The following is a 16,990-nucleotide window of genomic DNA, read 5'->3' as shown; positions in this document are numbered from 1 at the left end:
CGCGGCGCTGGTCGCGGGGATCGACGCGTCGTTCGTGCCCGACGGCACCGCACGGGCGGCGGCCCTGCGGGCATCCGAGGTCGACGTCGCAGAGACGATCCCGATCTCGCAGATCGGCCTGCTCGACGAGGACATGCTCGAAGAGGTGTTCATGCCCCGCACGACCCACCTGTCGCTGAACACGGAGTCGGGCCCGTTCGCCGACCCGGCCATGCGGGCGGCCGCACGTGCAGCGGTCGATCCGTCGTCGATCACCGACGGCATCTATGAGGGTCACGCCGATCCGGCCGTCGGCCTGCTGGGCCCGGCGGTGCCCTGGGCGGCCGAGTTGCGCGGCGATGTCGCTTCGAGCACGGCCGCGGCATCCGGCGAGGGCGTCGAGAACACCCTGGCGACCTACACCGACCGCGCCGAGAACCCCGAGATCGCCGTCCTGCTGGAGGCACAACTCGAAGCGGCCGGCTTCGTCGTGACGCAGGATGTCCGCGAGTACGCGCACATGGAGACGGACATGCTCTCGGGTGCCTTCGACGCGGTGATCGTCTCGCGCAACATCATGCTCGACACCGGTGACCCGCTGTCGGCGCTGACGCAGGACTTCGGCTGCGACGGCGGCTACAACATCTCACAGCTGTGCGACCCGACCATCGATGCGCTCCTCAATGCCGGACTCGCCTTCGAACCGGGCCCGCAGCGGCAGCAGGCGACGATGGATGCCGAAGCAGCGATCCTCCAGGCCGACGCCACGATCCCACTTGTGCACGAGCGCGTCATCCGTGGCGACCTGGGCACGATGACCGACGTGGTCAACGACCCGTTGGAGCGCTTGCTCATCACGCAATACACCAAGCCCGTCTCCTGACCCCGCCCACCTGCCCCGCGAGCCTGTCCCGACTGCCTGTCCCGCGAGACTTCACGAATGTACACAATACGAGCGTTTTCGCCGACATATGTGAAGTCTCGTGGGGCGCGGGGCGTGGGGCGCGGGGACGGCGACCCGGCCATGCTGAGGTGGGGCGGGGATCAGTCCCAGTCCAGGTAGTCCTCGATCGCCGCCGCCGTCTCGCCCGGCTTGGTCGCCGCGAACAGATGCCCACCACCGTCGATCGTAACCAGGCTGACCTGGTCGGGCGCCGACTCCTTCAACTGCTCACCATTGGCGCCCGGCGCGATCTGATCATCGCTGGACTGCAGGATGAGCACCGGCACCCCCGGCGGCAGCGCCGCCCACTCCTGTGCCGGAGTGTTCGCGACGGCCGCGGCCTGCATCGGACCCAGCTCGGGCTCCAACGACGGCTTCACGATCTTCCACGCGTGGTCGGGGTCGGTGTTGCCGACCAGGTACGGCATCGCATCCATCACCTGCTGGTCGGTCGGGCTCGAGAACACCGTCTTGAGCGCGTCCTTCGCCTTCCCCGACGGCTGCACCGTGCCGCCCGCCGCCAACAGCAGGATGCCGTTGACTCGATCGGTGTGGTCCAGGCCGATCGCCCGCGCGACGCGGTTGCCGAACGCGTGCCCCCCGACCCACGAGTGCTCGATACCGAGATGGTCCATCACGTCGACCACATCCTGCGCGAGGTCGTGCATCGTGATCGTCGATGTCGCGTCTTTCGAGGGGCGCCGGGAACCGATCCGCACCACCCGGAAGTGCTCCTCGACCAGAGCACTCGCCAACGAGGCCAGGTAGGTGATGTTCAAGCTTCCGCCCGGAAGCAGGACCAACGTGGGGCCGTCGCCCGCATCCGCATACGGGATCGCCCGGTCGTCTGCATCGAAAGTGCCGCGCGTGGGCTCGGTCATAGGTGCCTCCGTGGTTCTGCCCGGCGTACGGTCGTGCCTGGCGTCGATACCTCCAGCGTTCACCACCCGCAAGCGAACAGCAAGTGGCGGCGCAGATGACGGCATCCGGGGTGAGCGATCAAAGAAAAACGGGCCTCGCGCCGGAGATTCCGGAACGAGACCCGTTTCGACGCTTGGCGGTGAGGAGCCAGATCGGTACTCGTGCGTGTCATGTCCGCGCGAGGGTCCGAAAATCGCCAGGATGACGCACTTAGTCGTCCCCAACAGTCCTAACGATCTCTCAGAACCCTCCGGGTGCACCCCCCGTTACACGGAACGCCGCACTTTCCCGTCTAGCTCCCCACCAGCTTTACATCCCCGGTGTCCCCATATGCCTCCACGGTAGACAATCCCTCGACGCGACGCGATGGGGAGAACTACCCATTGCCCCTCCCTCACGATCGGACTACCCGCCAACTGCGGGTCCCGCGAGGTCCGTCGACCAGGAAAACTGGAGTGCCCGCTCCGTGGTGGCCCCTGTCACCATAGCGCTCCCACCGCCACAGTGCGACCCCTGTAGCGCGTCGCGTCAGCGGTCAGACACCCGACGTACGAAGTGTCTCGGCACGCTGATAGCCGCGCTCCAGCGCCTCGCCGAACTCAGCGGTCGCGGCGATCACGTTGTCACGGCCGATGACATCGAGTGCCTTGGTCTGCACCAGCCGCGCGTACACCTTTTCGCTCACGCCGCAGATGACGAACGGGATGCCGCGCTCGCGCAGCCGGAGCGCCAGCTGCTCCACCGCCGTGAGTACGGTGGCAGACGGGACCGCCTCGGCACCGACCACCGACAGCACGACAGCCGCATCGTGCGCGGCGCCGGTCTCCGGAAGGGCTGCTTCGAAACGCGGCACCTCGGCGAAGAACCCGATGCCAGTGTTGTGCAGCACGGTCGTGCGCCCGCTCGGCAGCCTCGCCGGCGGCCGACCCACCGTCCACCCGCCATCGCCGGTGGGCGTGAGCTCGACGACCCGCTCCTGACGCTGGATCTGGTAGGCGGTGACCAGAATGGACAGGCCCGCGCCGAGGAAGATCGACTGCTGCAACGGCAGACAGGTCGTGGCGGCGAACGTGGCCAGCAGTCCCAACAGCGACAACCACGACGTGCGCGCGACCAGCACGATGTCGCGCCACCTGCCGACGACCAACTCGCCGCCGATGACGATCAACAGGCCACCGATCACCGCCATCGGGATGTAGCCGGCAAGCGGTCCGGCCACCAGGATGATCACCGCCAGCCACACCCCGGCGAAGATGCCCGCCCAGCGCGTCCGAGCCCCGGCACTGGTCGACACGCCGGTGCGCGACATCGACCCCCCGGTGGGGAGGGCTCCGAACAGCCCTCCCGCGAGGTTGGCCGCCCCCTGAGCGACGAAGTCCGCCGACGAGTCCGAGCGCGAGCCGTCGGGGTTGGGCACGGTGGAACCGATCCCCGCCGCCTGCGCGAGGGCGACCAGGCTGATCGCGACCGCGCCCACGGCCAGGTGCGGCAGGTCGGCGGGGTCGGGCACCGTGATCGGCGGCAGCGCATTCGGGATGGTCGCGATCGACGACACCAGCGGCACCCTCACCCCGATCAGCACGGTCGCAATCGTCACCCCGAGCAACGCGATGAGAGTCGCCATCGAAGCGAGCCGCCTGATGAACCGGAACACCGCCCACACCGCGACCGTCGCGCCAGCGACCGCGACAGTGGCCGGGTTCCACGATCCGACATGGGCAGCCGCCTGCACGATCTTGCCCACCGTGTCGTGCGCGGTCGGCTGGTACCCGGTCGCGTCGTCGATGACCCCCGCGACGATCTGCACGGCGATACCGGTGGTGAACCCCGTCATGACCGCCGTCGAGACGAACGCCATCACCGAGCCCATCCGCAGCAGACCCAGCAGCAGCATCACGATCCCCACCATGACCGTCATGGTCGCGATCGCCCCGACATCGTCGGCCTCGTACCCCGCCGCCCGCAGCACGCTGGCACCGGTGAGCGCGATCGCGCTGGTGAGGGTCGTGATCATGAGGACCGTGCGCGCCAGCACCGACCCCACAATGGTGGGGACCACGCCCGACCACAGTCCGAGCGGCGCCGAGAAACCCCCGAGCGTGGCGTACGCCATCCCCTCCGGAATCGAGAACAGACCCGTCACGAACCCCGAGACGGCGTCACGCACGGTGGGCCGGCCCAGACGCCCACGGGACCGCGAACTCGACATGGCTCCGACCATAGCGGTGCGGAGAATCCGCGTCGTCCCGGGCTATCGACCGGGGAGGCCGATCGAACCGGTACCGGGGTGCTCGCGCGGCATCCGATCGCGGTCGTACGTGATCGAGGTGAAACCGTGCGGGGCCGGGATCCCGTCGCCGCCGAGGCTGACGAACACGATCCGCTCGATCGTGAGAATGCGCTGACGCGTGATCATGTTGCGTACCACGGCACGCATCGTGAGCGACGTGCGCCCGAAGTGGACGGCCGTCAGGCCCATCTCGATGAGGTCGCCCTGCAGCGCCGACGCCTCGAAGTTGATCTCCGAGATCAACTTGGTGACCACGCGGTGGTTGCCCAACTGGATGATCGCGTAGATCGCCGCTTCTTCGTCGATCCACCGCAGCAGACTGCCACCGAACAACGTGCCGTTCGCGTTCAGATCCTCCGGTTTGACCCACTTCCGGGTGTGGAAGTTGACGCTCTCGTCGGACCGGTCCCGCTCGTCGTCGCTGCTGCTCGGCATGCTCCGAGCGTACCGAGCAGCGCTCAGACGGCGCGGTCGGGCGTGAGGATGCCGGTCGGGTCGAGCGCCGCCTTGATCGCCAGCTGCGCCGCGCGGGTGTTCTCATCCAGCTGCCACGACAGTTCGTGGTGCTTGGTGGAGCCGATGCCGTGCTCGCCGGTGATGGTGCCGCCCAGCGACAACGCCAAGCGGGTGATGTCATCGATCACCGCTTCGGCGGCCCGGTACTCGTCCGGCGTCTCGCCGGCCTCGACCGTCGAATGGAGGTTGCCGTCGCCGGCGTGCGCGACCGATGCGATCCGCCGGCCGTGACGCTGCGCGATCTCGTCCATCCCGGCGAAGATCGTGGCGAGCTCGCTGACCGGCACCCCGACGTCGCACGAGACCCGCAGGCCCTGCGCGTTCAGGGCCGGGTTGGCCAGCCGGCGCGCCTCGATCATGGCGTCGGATGCGGAGAATCCGGCATCCGTCGCCCCCGCAGCGCGGCAGATGCCCACGATGCCCTCCGCGATCCGCGGTGCGTCGTGGCCGACCGTCTGGCCCACCAGCAGCGCCGCGTTCGGAATCGGCAGCCCCGTGTGCTGGTAGCGCTCGATGATCTCGACGCTCATGGTGTCGAGCAGCTCCAGCACCTCCGGCGGGTACGGGCTCGAGACGATGTCGATCACGGCGCGACCCGCCGCGCCGATGTCGTCGAACATCGCGTGGAACGTGACCGGCTCCCCCGGCGGCACCGGCTTCAATCGCACCGTCGCCGACGTGATCACCCCGAGCGTGCCCTCCGACCCCACGAACAGGCTGGTCAGATCGTAGCCGGTGACGTTCTTGCGGGTGCGTCCACCGGTGCGGATCACCCGGCCGTCGGCGAGGACGACCTTGAGGGCGGCGACGGCATCCGACGTGACACCGTGGGCGACGCAGCGCAACCCGCCCGCGTTGGTGGCGATGTTGCCGCCCACCGTCGAGATGCGCACGCTCGCCGGGTCGGGCGCGAAGAACAGACCGTGTTCGTGCGCCGCGTCGTCGAGATCGGAGGTGATCACACCGGCCTGCACATCGGCGAGACGGTTGTCGACATCGATGTGCAGGATGCGGTTCATCCGCTCCAGCGACACGACCAGACCGCCCGGGTAGGCCATCGCCCCGCCGCACAGACCCGACCCCGCGCCGCGGACCGACACCTTCACGCCGTGCCGGTGCGCCCAGGCCAGCGCGGCCGACACGTCGTCGGTGGACTCGGCCAGCACCACCGCAGCCGGGTCTCCGGCGAGCTGTTCGCGGGACGTGTCGACCGCGAACGGCGCCATCTCGGTGGGATCGCGGAGCACCCGCCCCGGCAGGGCGTCGGTGAGTTCGGTGAGCGCGTCGGCGGTCAGTGTCATCGGTGGGCCTCCACAGGTTCGTCGGTGTCGACGTCGACACCGTTCACCCGCATGATCTCACGTTGGTACGGCGCGACGACCGTCCCCGACACCCGCAGGTCCACCAGCAGGAACGGCCGGTCGGCCGCGTCGCGACGCGCCCAGGCGGCGAGCGCGTCGAGATCTGCGAGGTCGCGGACGATGAGGCCGTCGGCTCCGAGCGCCCGCGCCACCCCGGCGAAATCCACCTCGGGGATGAGCATGGGCCCCTCGGCCAGACCCATCGCCCCGTAGAGCGAGACCTCGGCACTGTAGGCGGCGTCGTTCCAGATGAACGCCAGACCGCGTCCACCCGCCACACGGATGGCCGACTCCAGGTCGGCCAACGCCATCAGCGCGCCACCGTCGCCGGAAGTGAGCACGACCGTCGCATCGGGCTTGGCCCGGGCCGCGCCCACCATCGAGGGGATGCCGAGACCGATCGACTGGAACGCGGTGCCGACCATCGCCATCCGATCCGGCGACGCAATCGGCCAGTACATGTTGGCCCACCCGACGAAGTGTCCACCGTCAGAGACGACGACGCGGTCGTCGGGCAGCAGCTCGCCGATGCGGATCGCGACCGAGCGCGGGTCGAGCCGGCCGTCGGCGGCCACGCCGTGACCGTCGTCGTATGCGCGCAGCGCCGCGACGTCGATCCGCTCGCGCCAGCGCGAACCCGACTCGTCCCCGAGCGCTGCCACCACGGCGGCAGCTGCGGCGGCCGCGTCCGCACGGACGAAAAGGTCGACCCTCGGGTTTGTCGCCGCCGGAACGGTGTCGATCTGAATGACCGTCGTCTCGGGGGCGAACAGATCGCCGAACCGCATCGTGAACTGATTCAGGGCCGCGCCGAAGACCACGGCGACATCCGCGGTGCGCACCAGCTCCATCGCGCCGTCGGCCCCGAAGCCGCCGGTGACCCCCAGGTCGAATCGCCGGTCGGGGAAGATGCCGCGCGCCAGAGCCGTCGATGCCGTCACGGCACCGGTCGCCGCCGCCAGTTCGCCTAGCGCGTGCCCGGCGTCTGCGAGCCAGGCGCCGCGCCCCGCCAGCAGGAACGGGCGCTGCGCGCCGGCGAGGGCCGTCACGACCGGGGCCAGGAGCGCCGGGTCCGGGGTCTCGGACGAGTGAGGTGCGGGGGGCCGGGCGTCGTGCGGGGCGGGTGCGTTCGCGAGGTCGTACGGGATCGCGATCGCAACCGGGCGCCGTTCGGTGAGGGCGCGGCGGACGGCGGCGTGCGCGGTATCCGCGGCATCCGCGGCGGTCGCCACCACGGTCGGCACGCCCAGCAGCGTCGCGATGCCGGTCTGGTCGATGTCCCAGGGGCGCGCGCCGGTCGACGGCTCGTCGCCGACGACCAGCAGCAGCGGAATGCGCGCCTGAACCGCCTCGGCGAGCGGCGTCAGCGTGTTGGTGAACCCGGCGCCGTACGTGGTGGTCGCCACCGCCAGCCCGCCGCTGGTTCGGTGGTACGCGTCGGCGGCGACCACGGCGGCGGCCTCGTGGCGCACCGCGGTGAAGGTCATTCCAGGGAGGCGCTCGATCGCGTCGAGAAACCGGGCGTTGCCGTTGCCCATGAGGCCGAACACCTCGGTGATCTCGCGGGACAGAGCGTCGGCAATGGCGGCGGAGACGGTGGTCACGGGCATCCTCTCGACGGCGGGGGTATCCCGATATTGTGCATTGAAGGGTCTATTTGCACCACAGGCGAGCGATTGGCTGAGTGATTTGTATAGTATCTGGTGTTTGTCTCCGCTTTTCACTGGACGGATCGCCCACCGATCACACAGACTGCTGCCATGAGCGTCGACGAACTGGATGCCGCGATCATCACGCTGATGACGGACGTTCCCCGCATCGGGGTGTACGAGCTTGCGCGGCGGCTCGGCGTCGCCCGCGGCACGGTGCAGTCACGTCTGGACCGTATGCTCGCGCGCGGCGTCATCCGCGACTTCGCTCCCACGGTGGATACGGCGGCGCTGGGCTTCCCGGTGACGGCGTTCGTGCTCGCCGAGATCACGCAGTCGGCGCGGCAGGAGGGCGTCATGGGCTCGCTGACCGACGTGCCCGAGGTTCTCGAAGTTCACACCGTGACCGGGGAGGCCGACCTGTGGATCCGCGCCGTAGCCCGCAGCAACGTCGATCTGCAGCGGGTCGTGGACCGGATCGCGGGGTTGCCCGCGATCCTCCGTACCACCACCACGATCGTGCTCGGCACCGAGATCGCCTACCGCGCGACGCCGCTGGCCCGCGCCGCCGCTCGTCCCCCGTCCTGACTCCCGACCCCGCCACCGGTCCCCGCGCCCGATTCCCCGCGAGACGACAGCGGCCGTGTCGAAACCGTCCGGATTCCGCGCGATCTCGATAGCGCGCCTGCCGTCTCGCGGGACGCCGGAACGGCGGGACGGGGTCGCGGGACGGGCGCTGTCAGCGGCCGAGGAGCTGGCGCTTGGAGCTGATGACGCCGGTGTCGAAGCCGGCCAGACGCAGACCGCCGTGGAACCGCGCGTGCTCGATCTTCACGCAGCGGTCCATCACGACCGACAACCCGGCGGCCTGGGCGGTGCGGGCGGCACCCTCGTGCCACAGCCCGAGCTGCAGCCACAGCGTCTGCGCGCCGGCCGCGATCGCCTCGTCGGCGACGGCGGGCAGGTCCTCGTGACGACGGAACACATCCACCAGGTCGGGCACGACGGGCAGGTCCGCCAGCGACCGGTACGCCGGCTGCCCCAGTACCCGCTCCACGCGCGGGTTCACGTAGTACACGTCGTACGGCGCGCTCGAACGCAGATACGTCGCCACGAAGTAACTCGCCCGGGCGGGGTTGTCGCTGGCCCCCACGATCGCGATCGATCGGGTGCGCCGCAGGATCTCGTGACGTTCCTGGGCGCCGGGACCCTGCCACGTGCGATCAACGGATGCCGCGGCACCCGGCAGCGCGCACGCCACCGGCGGCGGCGGAACGGCGCACGATACCCCGAAGCCCTCCGCGGGCTCAGCCGGACTGTCGGTCTCGCTCATCGGGTCTCTCCCGTCGCCGCGGTGAGAGCCTGGTCCAGGTCCCACAGGATGTCGTCGATGTCTTCCAGCCCCACCGAGATGCGGATGAGGTCGGCCGGCGCGCCCGCGGCGGCCAACTGCTCGGCGGTCAGCTGCTGGTGGGTCGTGGATGCCGGGTGGATCACCAGGGTCCGCGCGTCACCGACGTTCGCGAGGTGCGACGCGAGCTGCAGCGACTCGATGAACCGTTCCCCCGTCGCCCGCGCCGCCGCCAGCCGTTCGGCGTCGGACGCGAACGTGCCCGACGGCGCGACCCCGAACGCGAACACCGACCCGGGGCCCAGCGGCAGGTACCGCTGCACCCGCGCGCGGTGCGGGTGCGCGTCCAGGCCCGCCCAGGTCACGAACGACACACGCGGGTCGGCATCCAGCCACCGTGCGACGGCAGCGGCACCGGCCAGGTGCGCGTCGATGCGCTGCGGCAGCGTCTCGATGCCCTGCAGCAGCTGAAACGCCGACTGCGGACTGAGCGCGGGCCCGATGTCACGCAACTGCTCCGAGCGGAGCTTGGTGAGAAACCCGTACTCGCCGAAGTTCCCCCACCAGCTGATCCCGCCGTACGACGGTACCGGCTCGGTCATCTGCGGGAACTTTCCGTTGCCCCAGTCGAATGCACCCTTCTCGATTACGACGCCGCCGAGGGTCGTACCGTGCCCGCCGAGAAACTTCGTCACCGAGTGGATGACGATGTCGGCACCGTGCTCCAACGGCCGCGCCAGATAGGGCGTGGCGAGGGTGGAATCGACCACGAGCGGGATGCCGGCGGTGTGCGCCACCTCGGCCAGCCCCGCGATGTCGGCGATCTCACCGCCGGGGTTGCCGATCATCTCGACATAGACCACCTTGGTCTCCGGCCGGATCGCGGCGGCGTAGTCGGCCGGGTCGTCCGAGGCGACGAAGGTCGTCTCCACCCCGAAGCGGCGCAGGGTCACGTCGAGCTGGGTGACGGTGCCGCCGTAGAGCTGCGCCGACGCGACGACGTGGTCGCCGGCGCCGACCAGCGCGGCGAATGTGATGAACTCGGCGCTCATCCCCGATGCCGTGGCCACCGCCCCGATGCCGCCCTCGAGCGACGCGAGTCTTTCTTCCAGCGCAGCGACGGTGGGGTTGGAGATGCGGGAGTAGATGTTGCCGTACTTCTGCAGCGCGAACAGGTTGGCGGCGTCGGCGGCATCCTCGAACACGAACGACGAGGTCTGATAGATCGGCACCGCCCGGGCACCGGTCGCCGCGTCGGGGGTGCCCCCGGCGTGCAGAGCCCGGGTGCGGAACCCGAACACGTGGTCGTCGGTCATGTCCACCTCTTCAGCAGGTATTTCTCCACCAGCGCCAGCAGCGCGTTGGTCAGCGTGCCCAGCAGGGCCAGCAGCACGATCGCCAGCAGGATGCGGTCGACGCGTCCGCTGTTCTGCGAGTCGTTCAGCAAGAACCCTAGGCCCATCGACGACGCGATGAGTTCGGCGGCCACCAGGAACAGCCACGACTGGGCCAGGGCGAGCCGTAGACCCGATACCACCGACGGCATGACGGCGGGCAACTGCACGGTGCGCAGCAGCGACCAGCCGCGCAGGCTGAACGAGCGCCCCGCCTCGATGAGGTGCGGGTCGACGTGCCGGAGGGCGGCGGCGACGGTCGTGTAGACGGGGAAGAACGCCCCGATCGCGATGAGGGTGACCTTGGACTCTTCGCCGATCTGCAACCACAGGATCAGCAGCGGCACCCACGCCAGCGACGGCACCGCCCGCAGCGCCGCCAGGGTGGGGCTCAGCAGCACGTCGCCCAGCCGCGACAGACCGACGATCGCGGCGATCGCGAGACCGATGACCGAGCCGACCGCGAACCCGACCAGCACCCGCTGCAGCGAGATGGCGATGTGGTTCGCGAGCTGGCCGTTGGCGGCGAGCTCGCCGGCGGCGGCGACCACGGAGCCGGGGGTGGGCAGTCGATAGGCGGGAACGATTCCGGTGACGGTGACGGCCTGCCACGCCGCCAGGATCGCCAGCGGAAGCAGCAGTCCACCCGCGATCCGCACCCCCGGGCGGCCCCACCACGACCGCGCCGGAGCGTAGGCGGCATCCGGCGCGGTCGGGTCGACGGATCCCGTGGCATCGGGTTCCGGCGGGGCGACCACGGTCACTGACCGTTCACCGCCTGGGCGGCGAACGTGTCGTTGACGATGGTCTCCAGCGCGGCGTTGAGGGCCTCCTCGCCGCCGCTGACGTCGCCGGAGTCGGCGATCACCGGCAGGATGCGGGTGAGGACGGCGATCTGGTCGTCGCCGGGGACACCGCTGACGTCGAGGTTGGAGCGCTCCGCGATGACGGTGGTCGCCACGTCGAGGTCGATGCCGGCAACCTCCGCCAGCAGCGCCGCCGTCTCGTCGGGGTGGTCCAGCGCCCACGTGCGGGCCTGCTCGTACGCGTCGACGACGACCTGCACCAGGTCGGGATGCTGGGCGATGAAGTCCTCGGTGGCGTTGAGGAACCCGTAGGTGTTGAAGTCGACGTTGCGGTAGATGAGCTGGTCGCCCGACTCGACCTCGGCGGCTGCCATGATCGGATCGAGCCCCGCCCAGGCATCCACCGATCCGCCGTCGAGCGCGGCGCGGCCGTCGGCGTGCTGCAGGTTCTGCACCTCGACCTCGTCGAGCCCGATGTCGGCGGTGTCGAGCGCTTGCAACAGGAAGAAGTACGGGTCGGTGCCCTTGGTCGCCGCGACCGACTTTCCGCGCAAGTCTTCGACCGAGGTGATGTCACTGTCACCTCCGACGACGATCGCCGACCACTCCGGCTGGGAGTAAATGTCGATGACCTGGATGGGCGACCCGTTGGCGCGGGCCAGCAGCGCGGCCGATCCGGCGGTGGAGGCAATGTCGGCGGAGCCCGAGCGAAGCAGTTCGTTGGCCTTGTTCGATCCGGCCGACTGCACCCACTCCACGGTGACATCGTCGCCGAGTGCCTCCTCGATCAGGCCCTGGTCTCGGATGATGAGGCTCAGCGGGTTGTAGGTGGCGAAGTCGACGGTGAGGGTGTCGGCCGACCAGGTGCTGTCACTGTCGCCGTTCGACGAGGGTGCGGCTGCGCTGGTCGACTCACCGGCGAGGCAGCCGGTGGCGGCGAGCATCATGGCGCCGGCAATCGCGGTCACGGGGACAAGGCGGCGAAGGATGGCGCTCATCGGCTCTTTTCTTTCTGGTGGTGTTGGTGGTGGTGGGTGTCGACGCCGAGACCTTCGAGAAGGTCGGCGCGGAGGTCCGCGAGGCGCCGGTCGGCGCGGTCGCGGGGCTGGTGGCCGGGCACGGTGATCTCGCGGGCGATCGACCCGGCGCCGGAGTTGGCGATCGGGCGCAGCAGGATCACGCGGTCGGCGAGGAAGAGGGCTTCTTCGACGTCGTGTGTGACCAGGACGATCGTGGTCGGCTGGGCGGTGTGGATGTCGAGCAGCAGGTCCTGCATGCGCAACCGGGTCAGGGCGTCGAGCGCGCCGAACGGCTCGTCCAGCAGCAACACACCAGGGTCGCGTGCTAAGGCGCGAGCGAGGGATGTCCGCTGCGCCATACCCCCCGAGACCTCGCGGGGCCGCTGGTCGGCGGCGTGATCGAGTCCGACCAGGTGCAGCAGTTCAGCGACGCGCTGCTTCGCGGCGCGGCGGCCGGTGCCGCGCGGCAGGCCGATCTCGACGTTCTCGGCGAGGGTGCGCCACGGCAGCAGCCGCGGCTCCTGGACCGCGGTGGCGGTGCGCTCGTCGGTGTCGGTCACACCGGTGCCGTCGATGAGGATGCTGCCGCGCGTCGGGATATCGAGCCCGCCGACGAGGCGCAAGAGGGTCGACTTTCCGCATCCCGACGCCCCCACGATCGCGAGGATCTCGCCGGGGATGAGATCGATGTTCACATCACGGAGCACGTCGCGGGCGCCGCGCTCCCCCGCGAACGCGCGACCGACGCCGGTGAGGCGCAGCGCGTTGGCGGGGCGCCCGCTGGCGTGCGAGGGCGCGGCGGAGGGAGGCATGCTGACCATCGTGTCGGCATTCGCATGCCACCCGAAATCGCCCGTAACCGTTCGTCACGGGCCCGGTGCCTTGAGGCTCGTAGGGCGCGAGCGGCCGATCCTCACCGTCATCGCAAGTGGCATAGTGAACCGTAACGGGGAGACGGGTGTGAAGCGCAAGCGAACCAACAAGAAGGGTCGCCGCAACCGGAGCAAGAGTCATGTTTCGCCCTCGCGGCGACGTAGCTCCGGCACGCGCGAGGACAAGCGACGGCCCCCGAGCGGCAGCAGGTCAGTCAGTGTGGGTGACCGGTGGCAGCGAGCAAAGTGGCTGCTCCCGTTCATGATGGGCGTCGTTGTTCCCACCCTCGCGACGCAGCACCTCGACGTGTCGAACCTGCCCGCGGAAGGCTGGGCGGCGGTCTGGATCGCCATCGTCGTTTTGGTAGTGCTCGGGTGTTTCGCGTACCTTCGGCAGGCCGTCTGGCGACGTGCGCTCTCCGGTGCTGGCGCTCTGATCATCGCTGCCCTGATCTTGATTCCCGTGCTCACAGCAACGGACCGGCGTGTTCAGGAAGCAGTCGACGGGATCTGTGATGACGGGATGTGGGCGCGGCCGCCCGCCTGCTACCAGGAATCTGTCCACTACGTCGCACGCAACTTTGAGGTCTTCGACCCCGAACAGTGGCACGGCTGGGACGAGGTCGGAAAGGTCGACACCGTCGCGCTCTCCGAGGTCCCCCGTCTGGTCCACACCCTCAGCGGTTCCGCGTTCGCCACCATCGGCGTCGTGCTGGTGACGCAGCCTTCGGGCACCCTGATCATCCAGCTCGCTCCACCTGAACAGACCGACCTTGACCGCGTCGACGAGGCAGCCGCCAGAGCAATACTCGGGAGCGAATACGACAACATCGTTGCGGGGACCGTGCATGGCACTACCCCGAACGCTCGCGCCTACTGCGCATTGCCGCCACGGCCATTCTTTGCCCCAACCGCTGGTGATGTGCTCGCCGTGACTGGCTCACCGGTCGCATTTGGCACCGTGCCCGAGCAGAACAGCACCGCCACCAATCAAAGCGTCTACCTCCTCTGCTCTGCAGCCGAAAAGCTAAACCACTGACACCGAGCTTTCACTTGGAGACGGTATCCGCAGCGACCCCGGGCGAGCGAGGGTGATCGGCCGCGGTCGAGATCGTCTCCTGGGCGGGGCGCCGGCGGCGATTGTCCCTCCCCGTGGTGACCTCTGGCATAGTCGATCTGGGACGTCGCCGTGGCAGTCGCGGCACGTTAGGGAGGCACTCGCATGGAATTCGTCGGATTGGCCGGCATCCTGGTTCTGGTCGGCATCGCCGTCGTCGTCCTCATCGTCCTGGCCCTGATCGGTCTGCTGATGGCCCGTGCGTGGATCAAGGTCGCGCGCGCCGACGAAGCCCTGGTGATCTCGGGGCGCAAGCAGAAGGTGCAGCGCGCGGTCGTCGCCGCCGACGGGTCGAGCCACTCCGAGATGAGCGAGTCGCCGGTGACGGTGATCGTCAACGGCAAGTCGCTCGTGAACCCGATCACGCAGCGCCACGAGATCATCTCGCTGCGCTCGCGCCAGGTCTCACTCAACGCCGAAGCCCAGTCGCTGGACAACGTCACCCTCAACGTCGACGGCGTGGCGATCGTGAAGATCGGCTCCGACCCGCTGTTCGTGCGCCGCGCCGCGGAACGGTTCGCGTCGCAGGACTCCGCGATCGAGCAGTTCACGACGGAGCAGCTCGAGGGTGCGCTGCGCGGCATCGTCGCCACCCTGTCAGTCGTCGAGTTGATGCGGGAGCGCAAGAAGTTCTCCGACCAGATCGCCGCCGACGTCTCCCAGGAGCTCGCCGAGCAGGGCCTCATCCTCGATTCGTTCCAGATCAAGGGCATCACCGACGCCGTCGGCTACATCCAGTCGCTCGGTGCGCCCGAGATCCAGGCCAAACGTCAGTCCGCCGAGATCGCGCAGACCAACGCCGACCGCGCGATCAACCAGAAGAACATCGCCAACAACGAGGCGAACCTGATCGAACAGACCGCCCTCGACACCAACACCGCCAACGCCGCCGCCGGCGTCGGCCGTGCCCGCGCCGAGGCCGAGCAGGCCGAACAGCTCGCCCGCGCGCAGGCCGAGCAGGCCGTCTTGCAGCAGCAGGCCGAGAACAAACAGGCCCAGTTGGATGCCGACGTCAAGCGCGTCGCGGACGCCCAGCGTTACGAGGCCGAGACCCGGGCGCAGGCAGACCTGTACACCCGCGAGCGGTCCGCGGAGGCCGCCGCGATCGAGGAGGTCAAACGCGCCGAGGCGCGCACCCGCATCGCCGAGCAGCAGGCGCAGGCCGACAAGGCGCGCGCCGACGGTGAGGCGGCGGCCGCGGTCGCCACAGCGGCCGGTGAGGCCGAAGCGCTGCGCGCCCAGGCCGTCGCCGAAGCGGAGGCCCGCCGCGAACGGGCCCGCGCCGAAGCCGAAGCGATCCGCGCCGAGGGCGAGGCCCGCGCCGCCGCCGTCGAGGCGGAGGCCAAGGCGATCGCGTCGAACCAGGATGCCTTCCTTTCCCAGCGCGTGCTCGACGTGCTGCCGTCGATCATGGCGGAGTTCTCGAAGGGATATGCCGCGATCGGGAACGTCTCGATCATCGGCAGCTTCGAGGATGGGGCGTCCGGCGTCGTCGGTGGCGACAGCGCCAAGGCGCTGAAGTCGGTGTTCGACAGCGTGAGCGCCGCGACCGGCATCGACCTCGCCGCGATGATCCAGGGTCAAGCGCTCGGTCAGGGCATCGCCCAGGGCTTGTCGCGGGGCGGGGCCGATGGGGCTGGCGCGGGGGCGTCCGCCCCCGCCGCCGTGGTCGTCCCGGCCGTGGCGGACGCCGACGCAGAACCCGCCTGACGGATTCGGCACCCCACGGCCGGCTGGGTCCGCACGGTCAGCCACCCCCGCATCCCCGCGCACCCCGGAGGAGAACAGCACTCCGGAGGACCGACACCGGCCGAACACCCTCCTCCGCGCAGATCCGCTCCCCACCGTGCCGCGGCGCGGGGACCTCAGGGAACACACGGTTGGACCGGCAACGATGGGACCACGACAATGAGGCCGGCGGGATGAGGTCGGCGGGATGAGGTCGGCGGGATGAGGTCGGCGGACGGGGCGGGTGAGACGTGACGGCGATCGGGGGCACGCCGAGTCCCGGCACGGACGCACGAGCCCCGGCACCACCCCACGCCCGCCGCGGCGTGCACCGCGTCATCCTCATCGCCCTGATCGTCTGGGGCCTCCTCGGGGTGATCGGCGCGGTCTGCGCGGTGCAGGCGTGGATCCCGACCACCCCCCGGCAGGTGCACGCGCAGATCGCCCACCTCGACGACGCGATCGCCTCCGGGGCGGGACCGCGGATGCAGGCAGTGTTCCCCGAGGGCGAGATATTCACGGTCGCACTCACCGCGTTGGCGGGCGGAAACCTCGCGCTCGCCTCGGATGACGAGACCACCCGACGCGAGGCCGTCGACCGCCTCGATGCGGCAGTCGCCGTCATCGAGCGCCCGGAGTCTATGGCGGTCTTCGGTGAGATCCCCGCCCTGGAACACGGGACATTCCTGCGCGGATGGTCACTGCTGCTGAAAGCGACCCGCGCCGAGCTGACCGGCACCGTCGCCCCGGACCTGCTCGCCGAGGCCGATACGATCGCGGGCGCCCTGGTGGCCAGCCCCGCCGGCGTCGCCGCCTCCTATCCGGACGGATACTGGCCCTGCGACGCGGTGGTCGCCATGGCCGCGGTGGTCCGTGTGAACGACGTGGCCGACCGCCCGACGACACAGCTGACACCGTGGCTGGACAAGGTGGATCGCCTCCGCGACCCGACAAGTGGACTGCTGCCCCACCGGATCGATGCCGACGGCACGGTGCGCGAGGGTCCGCGGGGTTCATCCCTCGCGATCATTCACACGTTCTTGC

At 69.7% G+C, this 16,990-nt stretch carries 15 protein-coding genes; 5 read left to right on the top strand and 10 right to left on the bottom strand.

Annotation, left to right across the window (positions count from 1 at the left end):
• Positions 1 to 862 (top strand): ABC transporter substrate-binding protein (locus ACK5KK_RS05150; RefSeq protein WP_416889020.1); only part of this gene is annotated, 862 nt, incomplete at its 5' end.
• A 161-nt stretch (positions 863 to 1,023) separates the two neighbouring features.
• Here ACK5KK_RS05150 and ACK5KK_RS05145 read toward each other — a convergent pair.
• The 5 genes from ACK5KK_RS05145 to ACK5KK_RS05125 all read right to left on the bottom strand — a co-directional run bounded on the left by ACK5KK_RS05145 (position 1,024) and on the right by ACK5KK_RS05125 (position 7,614).
• Positions 1,024 to 1,803, bottom strand: a complete 780-nt coding sequence (locus tag ACK5KK_RS05145) for an alpha/beta fold hydrolase (protein ID WP_416889019.1) — start codon at positions 1,801 to 1,803, stop codon at positions 1,024 to 1,026.
• Positions 1,804 to 2,378: 575 nt separating this feature from the next.
• Positions 2,379 to 4,052, bottom strand: coding sequence for a SulP family inorganic anion transporter (locus ACK5KK_RS05140; RefSeq protein WP_416889018.1), 1,674 nt, complete (start codon positions 4,050 to 4,052; stop codon positions 2,379 to 2,381).
• Between the two features lie 42 nt (positions 4,053 to 4,094).
• Positions 4,095 to 4,568, bottom strand: coding sequence for an acyl-CoA thioesterase (locus ACK5KK_RS05135; protein WP_416889017.1), 474 nt, complete (start codon positions 4,566 to 4,568; stop codon positions 4,095 to 4,097).
• Positions 4,569 to 4,591: 23 nt separating this feature from the next.
• Complete coding sequence (locus ACK5KK_RS05130) at positions 4,592 to 5,950, bottom strand: FAD-binding oxidoreductase (protein WP_416889016.1); 1,359 nt, start codon at positions 5,948 to 5,950, stop codon at positions 4,592 to 4,594.
• A complete protein-coding gene (locus ACK5KK_RS05125; RefSeq protein ID WP_416889015.1) occupies positions 5,947 to 7,614 on the bottom strand; it encodes a thiamine pyrophosphate-binding protein in 1,668 nt (555 codons plus the stop codon). The genes ACK5KK_RS05130 and ACK5KK_RS05125 overlap by 4 nt, the downstream gene beginning before the upstream one ends.
• 156 nt (positions 7,615 to 7,770) lie before the next feature.
• Here ACK5KK_RS05125 and ACK5KK_RS05120 point away from each other — a divergent pair, with 156 nt between their 5' ends.
• Complete coding sequence (locus ACK5KK_RS05120) at positions 7,771 to 8,247, top strand: Lrp/AsnC family transcriptional regulator (protein ID WP_416889014.1); 477 nt, start codon at positions 7,771 to 7,773, stop codon at positions 8,245 to 8,247.
• 151 nt (positions 8,248 to 8,398) lie between these two features.
• On the opposite strand, the gene ACK5KK_RS05115 is transcribed toward ACK5KK_RS05120, so the two are convergent.
• Genes ACK5KK_RS05115 through ACK5KK_RS05095 form a run of 5 tightly spaced genes read right to left on the bottom strand, consistent with a single transcriptional unit; the run spans position 8,399 to position 13,050 of the window.
• Positions 8,399 to 8,992, bottom strand: a complete 594-nt coding sequence (locus tag ACK5KK_RS05115) for a CoA-binding protein (RefSeq protein WP_416889013.1) — start codon at positions 8,990 to 8,992, stop codon at positions 8,399 to 8,401.
• On the bottom strand, positions 8,989 to 10,326 hold the full coding sequence (locus tag ACK5KK_RS05110) for an O-acetylhomoserine aminocarboxypropyltransferase/cysteine synthase family protein (RefSeq protein WP_416889012.1): 1,338 nt from the start codon (positions 10,324 to 10,326) through the stop codon (positions 8,989 to 8,991). The genes ACK5KK_RS05115 and ACK5KK_RS05110 overlap by 4 nt, the downstream gene beginning before the upstream one ends.
• Complete coding sequence (locus ACK5KK_RS05105; RefSeq protein WP_416889011.1) at positions 10,323 to 11,168, bottom strand: ABC transporter permease; 846 nt, start codon at positions 11,166 to 11,168, stop codon at positions 10,323 to 10,325. The genes ACK5KK_RS05110 and ACK5KK_RS05105 overlap by 4 nt, the downstream gene beginning before the upstream one ends.
• Positions 11,165 to 12,208 carry an aliphatic sulfonate ABC transporter substrate-binding protein gene (locus ACK5KK_RS05100; protein WP_416889010.1) on the bottom strand — a complete coding sequence of 348 codons (1,044 nt, stop codon included), beginning with the start codon at positions 12,206 to 12,208 and terminating at the stop codon, positions 11,165 to 11,167. The genes ACK5KK_RS05105 and ACK5KK_RS05100 overlap by 4 nt, the downstream gene beginning before the upstream one ends.
• Positions 12,205 to 13,050, bottom strand: a complete 846-nt coding sequence (locus ACK5KK_RS05095; protein ID WP_416889009.1) for an ABC transporter ATP-binding protein — start codon at positions 13,048 to 13,050, stop codon at positions 12,205 to 12,207. Before ACK5KK_RS05095 ends, ACK5KK_RS05100 begins: the two co-directional genes overlap by 4 nt.
• Between ACK5KK_RS05095 and ACK5KK_RS05090 the strand changes: the two genes are divergently transcribed.
• The 3 genes from ACK5KK_RS05090 to ACK5KK_RS05080 all read left to right on the top strand — a co-directional run.
• Positions 13,040 to 14,140 carry a hypothetical protein gene (locus ACK5KK_RS05090; RefSeq protein WP_416889008.1) on the top strand — a complete coding sequence of 367 codons (1,101 nt, stop codon included), beginning with the start codon at positions 13,040 to 13,042 and terminating at the stop codon, positions 14,138 to 14,140. The two genes, ACK5KK_RS05095 and ACK5KK_RS05090, sit on opposite strands and share 11 nt — an antisense overlap.
• Before the next feature lie 183 nt (positions 14,141 to 14,323).
• Positions 14,324 to 15,928: an SPFH domain-containing protein gene (locus ACK5KK_RS05085; protein WP_416889007.1), complete on the top strand. Its 1,605-nt coding sequence runs from the start codon at positions 14,324 to 14,326 to the stop codon at positions 15,926 to 15,928.
• 269 nt (positions 15,929 to 16,197) lie between these two features.
• The coding region (locus ACK5KK_RS05080; protein WP_416889006.1) for a hypothetical protein at positions 16,198 to 16,990 on the top strand (793 nt) is incomplete at its 3' end.

Origin of the sequence: Microbacterium sp. (assembly GCF_047972865.1) — a bacterium.
Taxonomy (GTDB): Bacteria; Actinomycetota; Actinomycetes; order Actinomycetales; family Microbacteriaceae; genus Microbacterium.
This window is presented reverse-complemented; position numbering and strand designations above follow the sequence as displayed.

Excerpts from the sequence above, each read along its gene's own strand:
- ACK5KK_RS05145 (WP_416889019.1), bottom strand. The coding sequence starts at position 1,803 with ATGACCGAGCCCACGCGCGGCACTTTCGATGCAGACGACCGGGCGATC.
- ACK5KK_RS05140 (WP_416889018.1), bottom strand. The coding sequence starts at position 4,052 with ATGTCGAGTTCGCGGTCCCGTGGGCGTCTGGGCCGGCCCACCGTGCGT.
- ACK5KK_RS05135 (WP_416889017.1), bottom strand. The coding sequence starts at position 4,568 with ATGCCGAGCAGCAGCGACGACGAGCGGGACCGGTCCGACGAGAGCGTC.
- ACK5KK_RS05130 (WP_416889016.1), bottom strand. The coding sequence starts at position 5,950 with ATGACACTGACCGCCGACGCGCTCACCGAACTCACCGACGCCCTGCCG.
- ACK5KK_RS05120 (WP_416889014.1), top strand. The coding sequence starts at position 7,771 with ATGAGCGTCGACGAACTGGATGCCGCGATCATCACGCTGATGACGGAC.
- ACK5KK_RS05115 (WP_416889013.1), bottom strand. The coding sequence starts at position 8,992 with ATGAGCGAGACCGACAGTCCGGCTGAGCCCGCGGAGGGCTTCGGGGTA.
- ACK5KK_RS05110 (WP_416889012.1), bottom strand. The coding sequence starts at position 10,326 with ATGACCGACGACCACGTGTTCGGGTTCCGCACCCGGGCTCTGCACGCC.
- ACK5KK_RS05100 (WP_416889010.1), bottom strand. The coding sequence starts at position 12,208 with ATGAGCGCCATCCTTCGCCGCCTTGTCCCCGTGACCGCGATTGCCGGC.
- ACK5KK_RS05090 (WP_416889008.1), top strand. The coding sequence starts at position 13,040 with ATGCTGACCATCGTGTCGGCATTCGCATGCCACCCGAAATCGCCCGTA.
- ACK5KK_RS05095 (WP_416889009.1), bottom strand. The coding sequence starts at position 13,050 with ATGGTCAGCATGCCTCCCTCCGCCGCGCCCTCGCACGCCAGCGGGCGC.
- ACK5KK_RS05085 (WP_416889007.1), top strand. The coding sequence starts at position 14,324 with ATGGAATTCGTCGGATTGGCCGGCATCCTGGTTCTGGTCGGCATCGCC.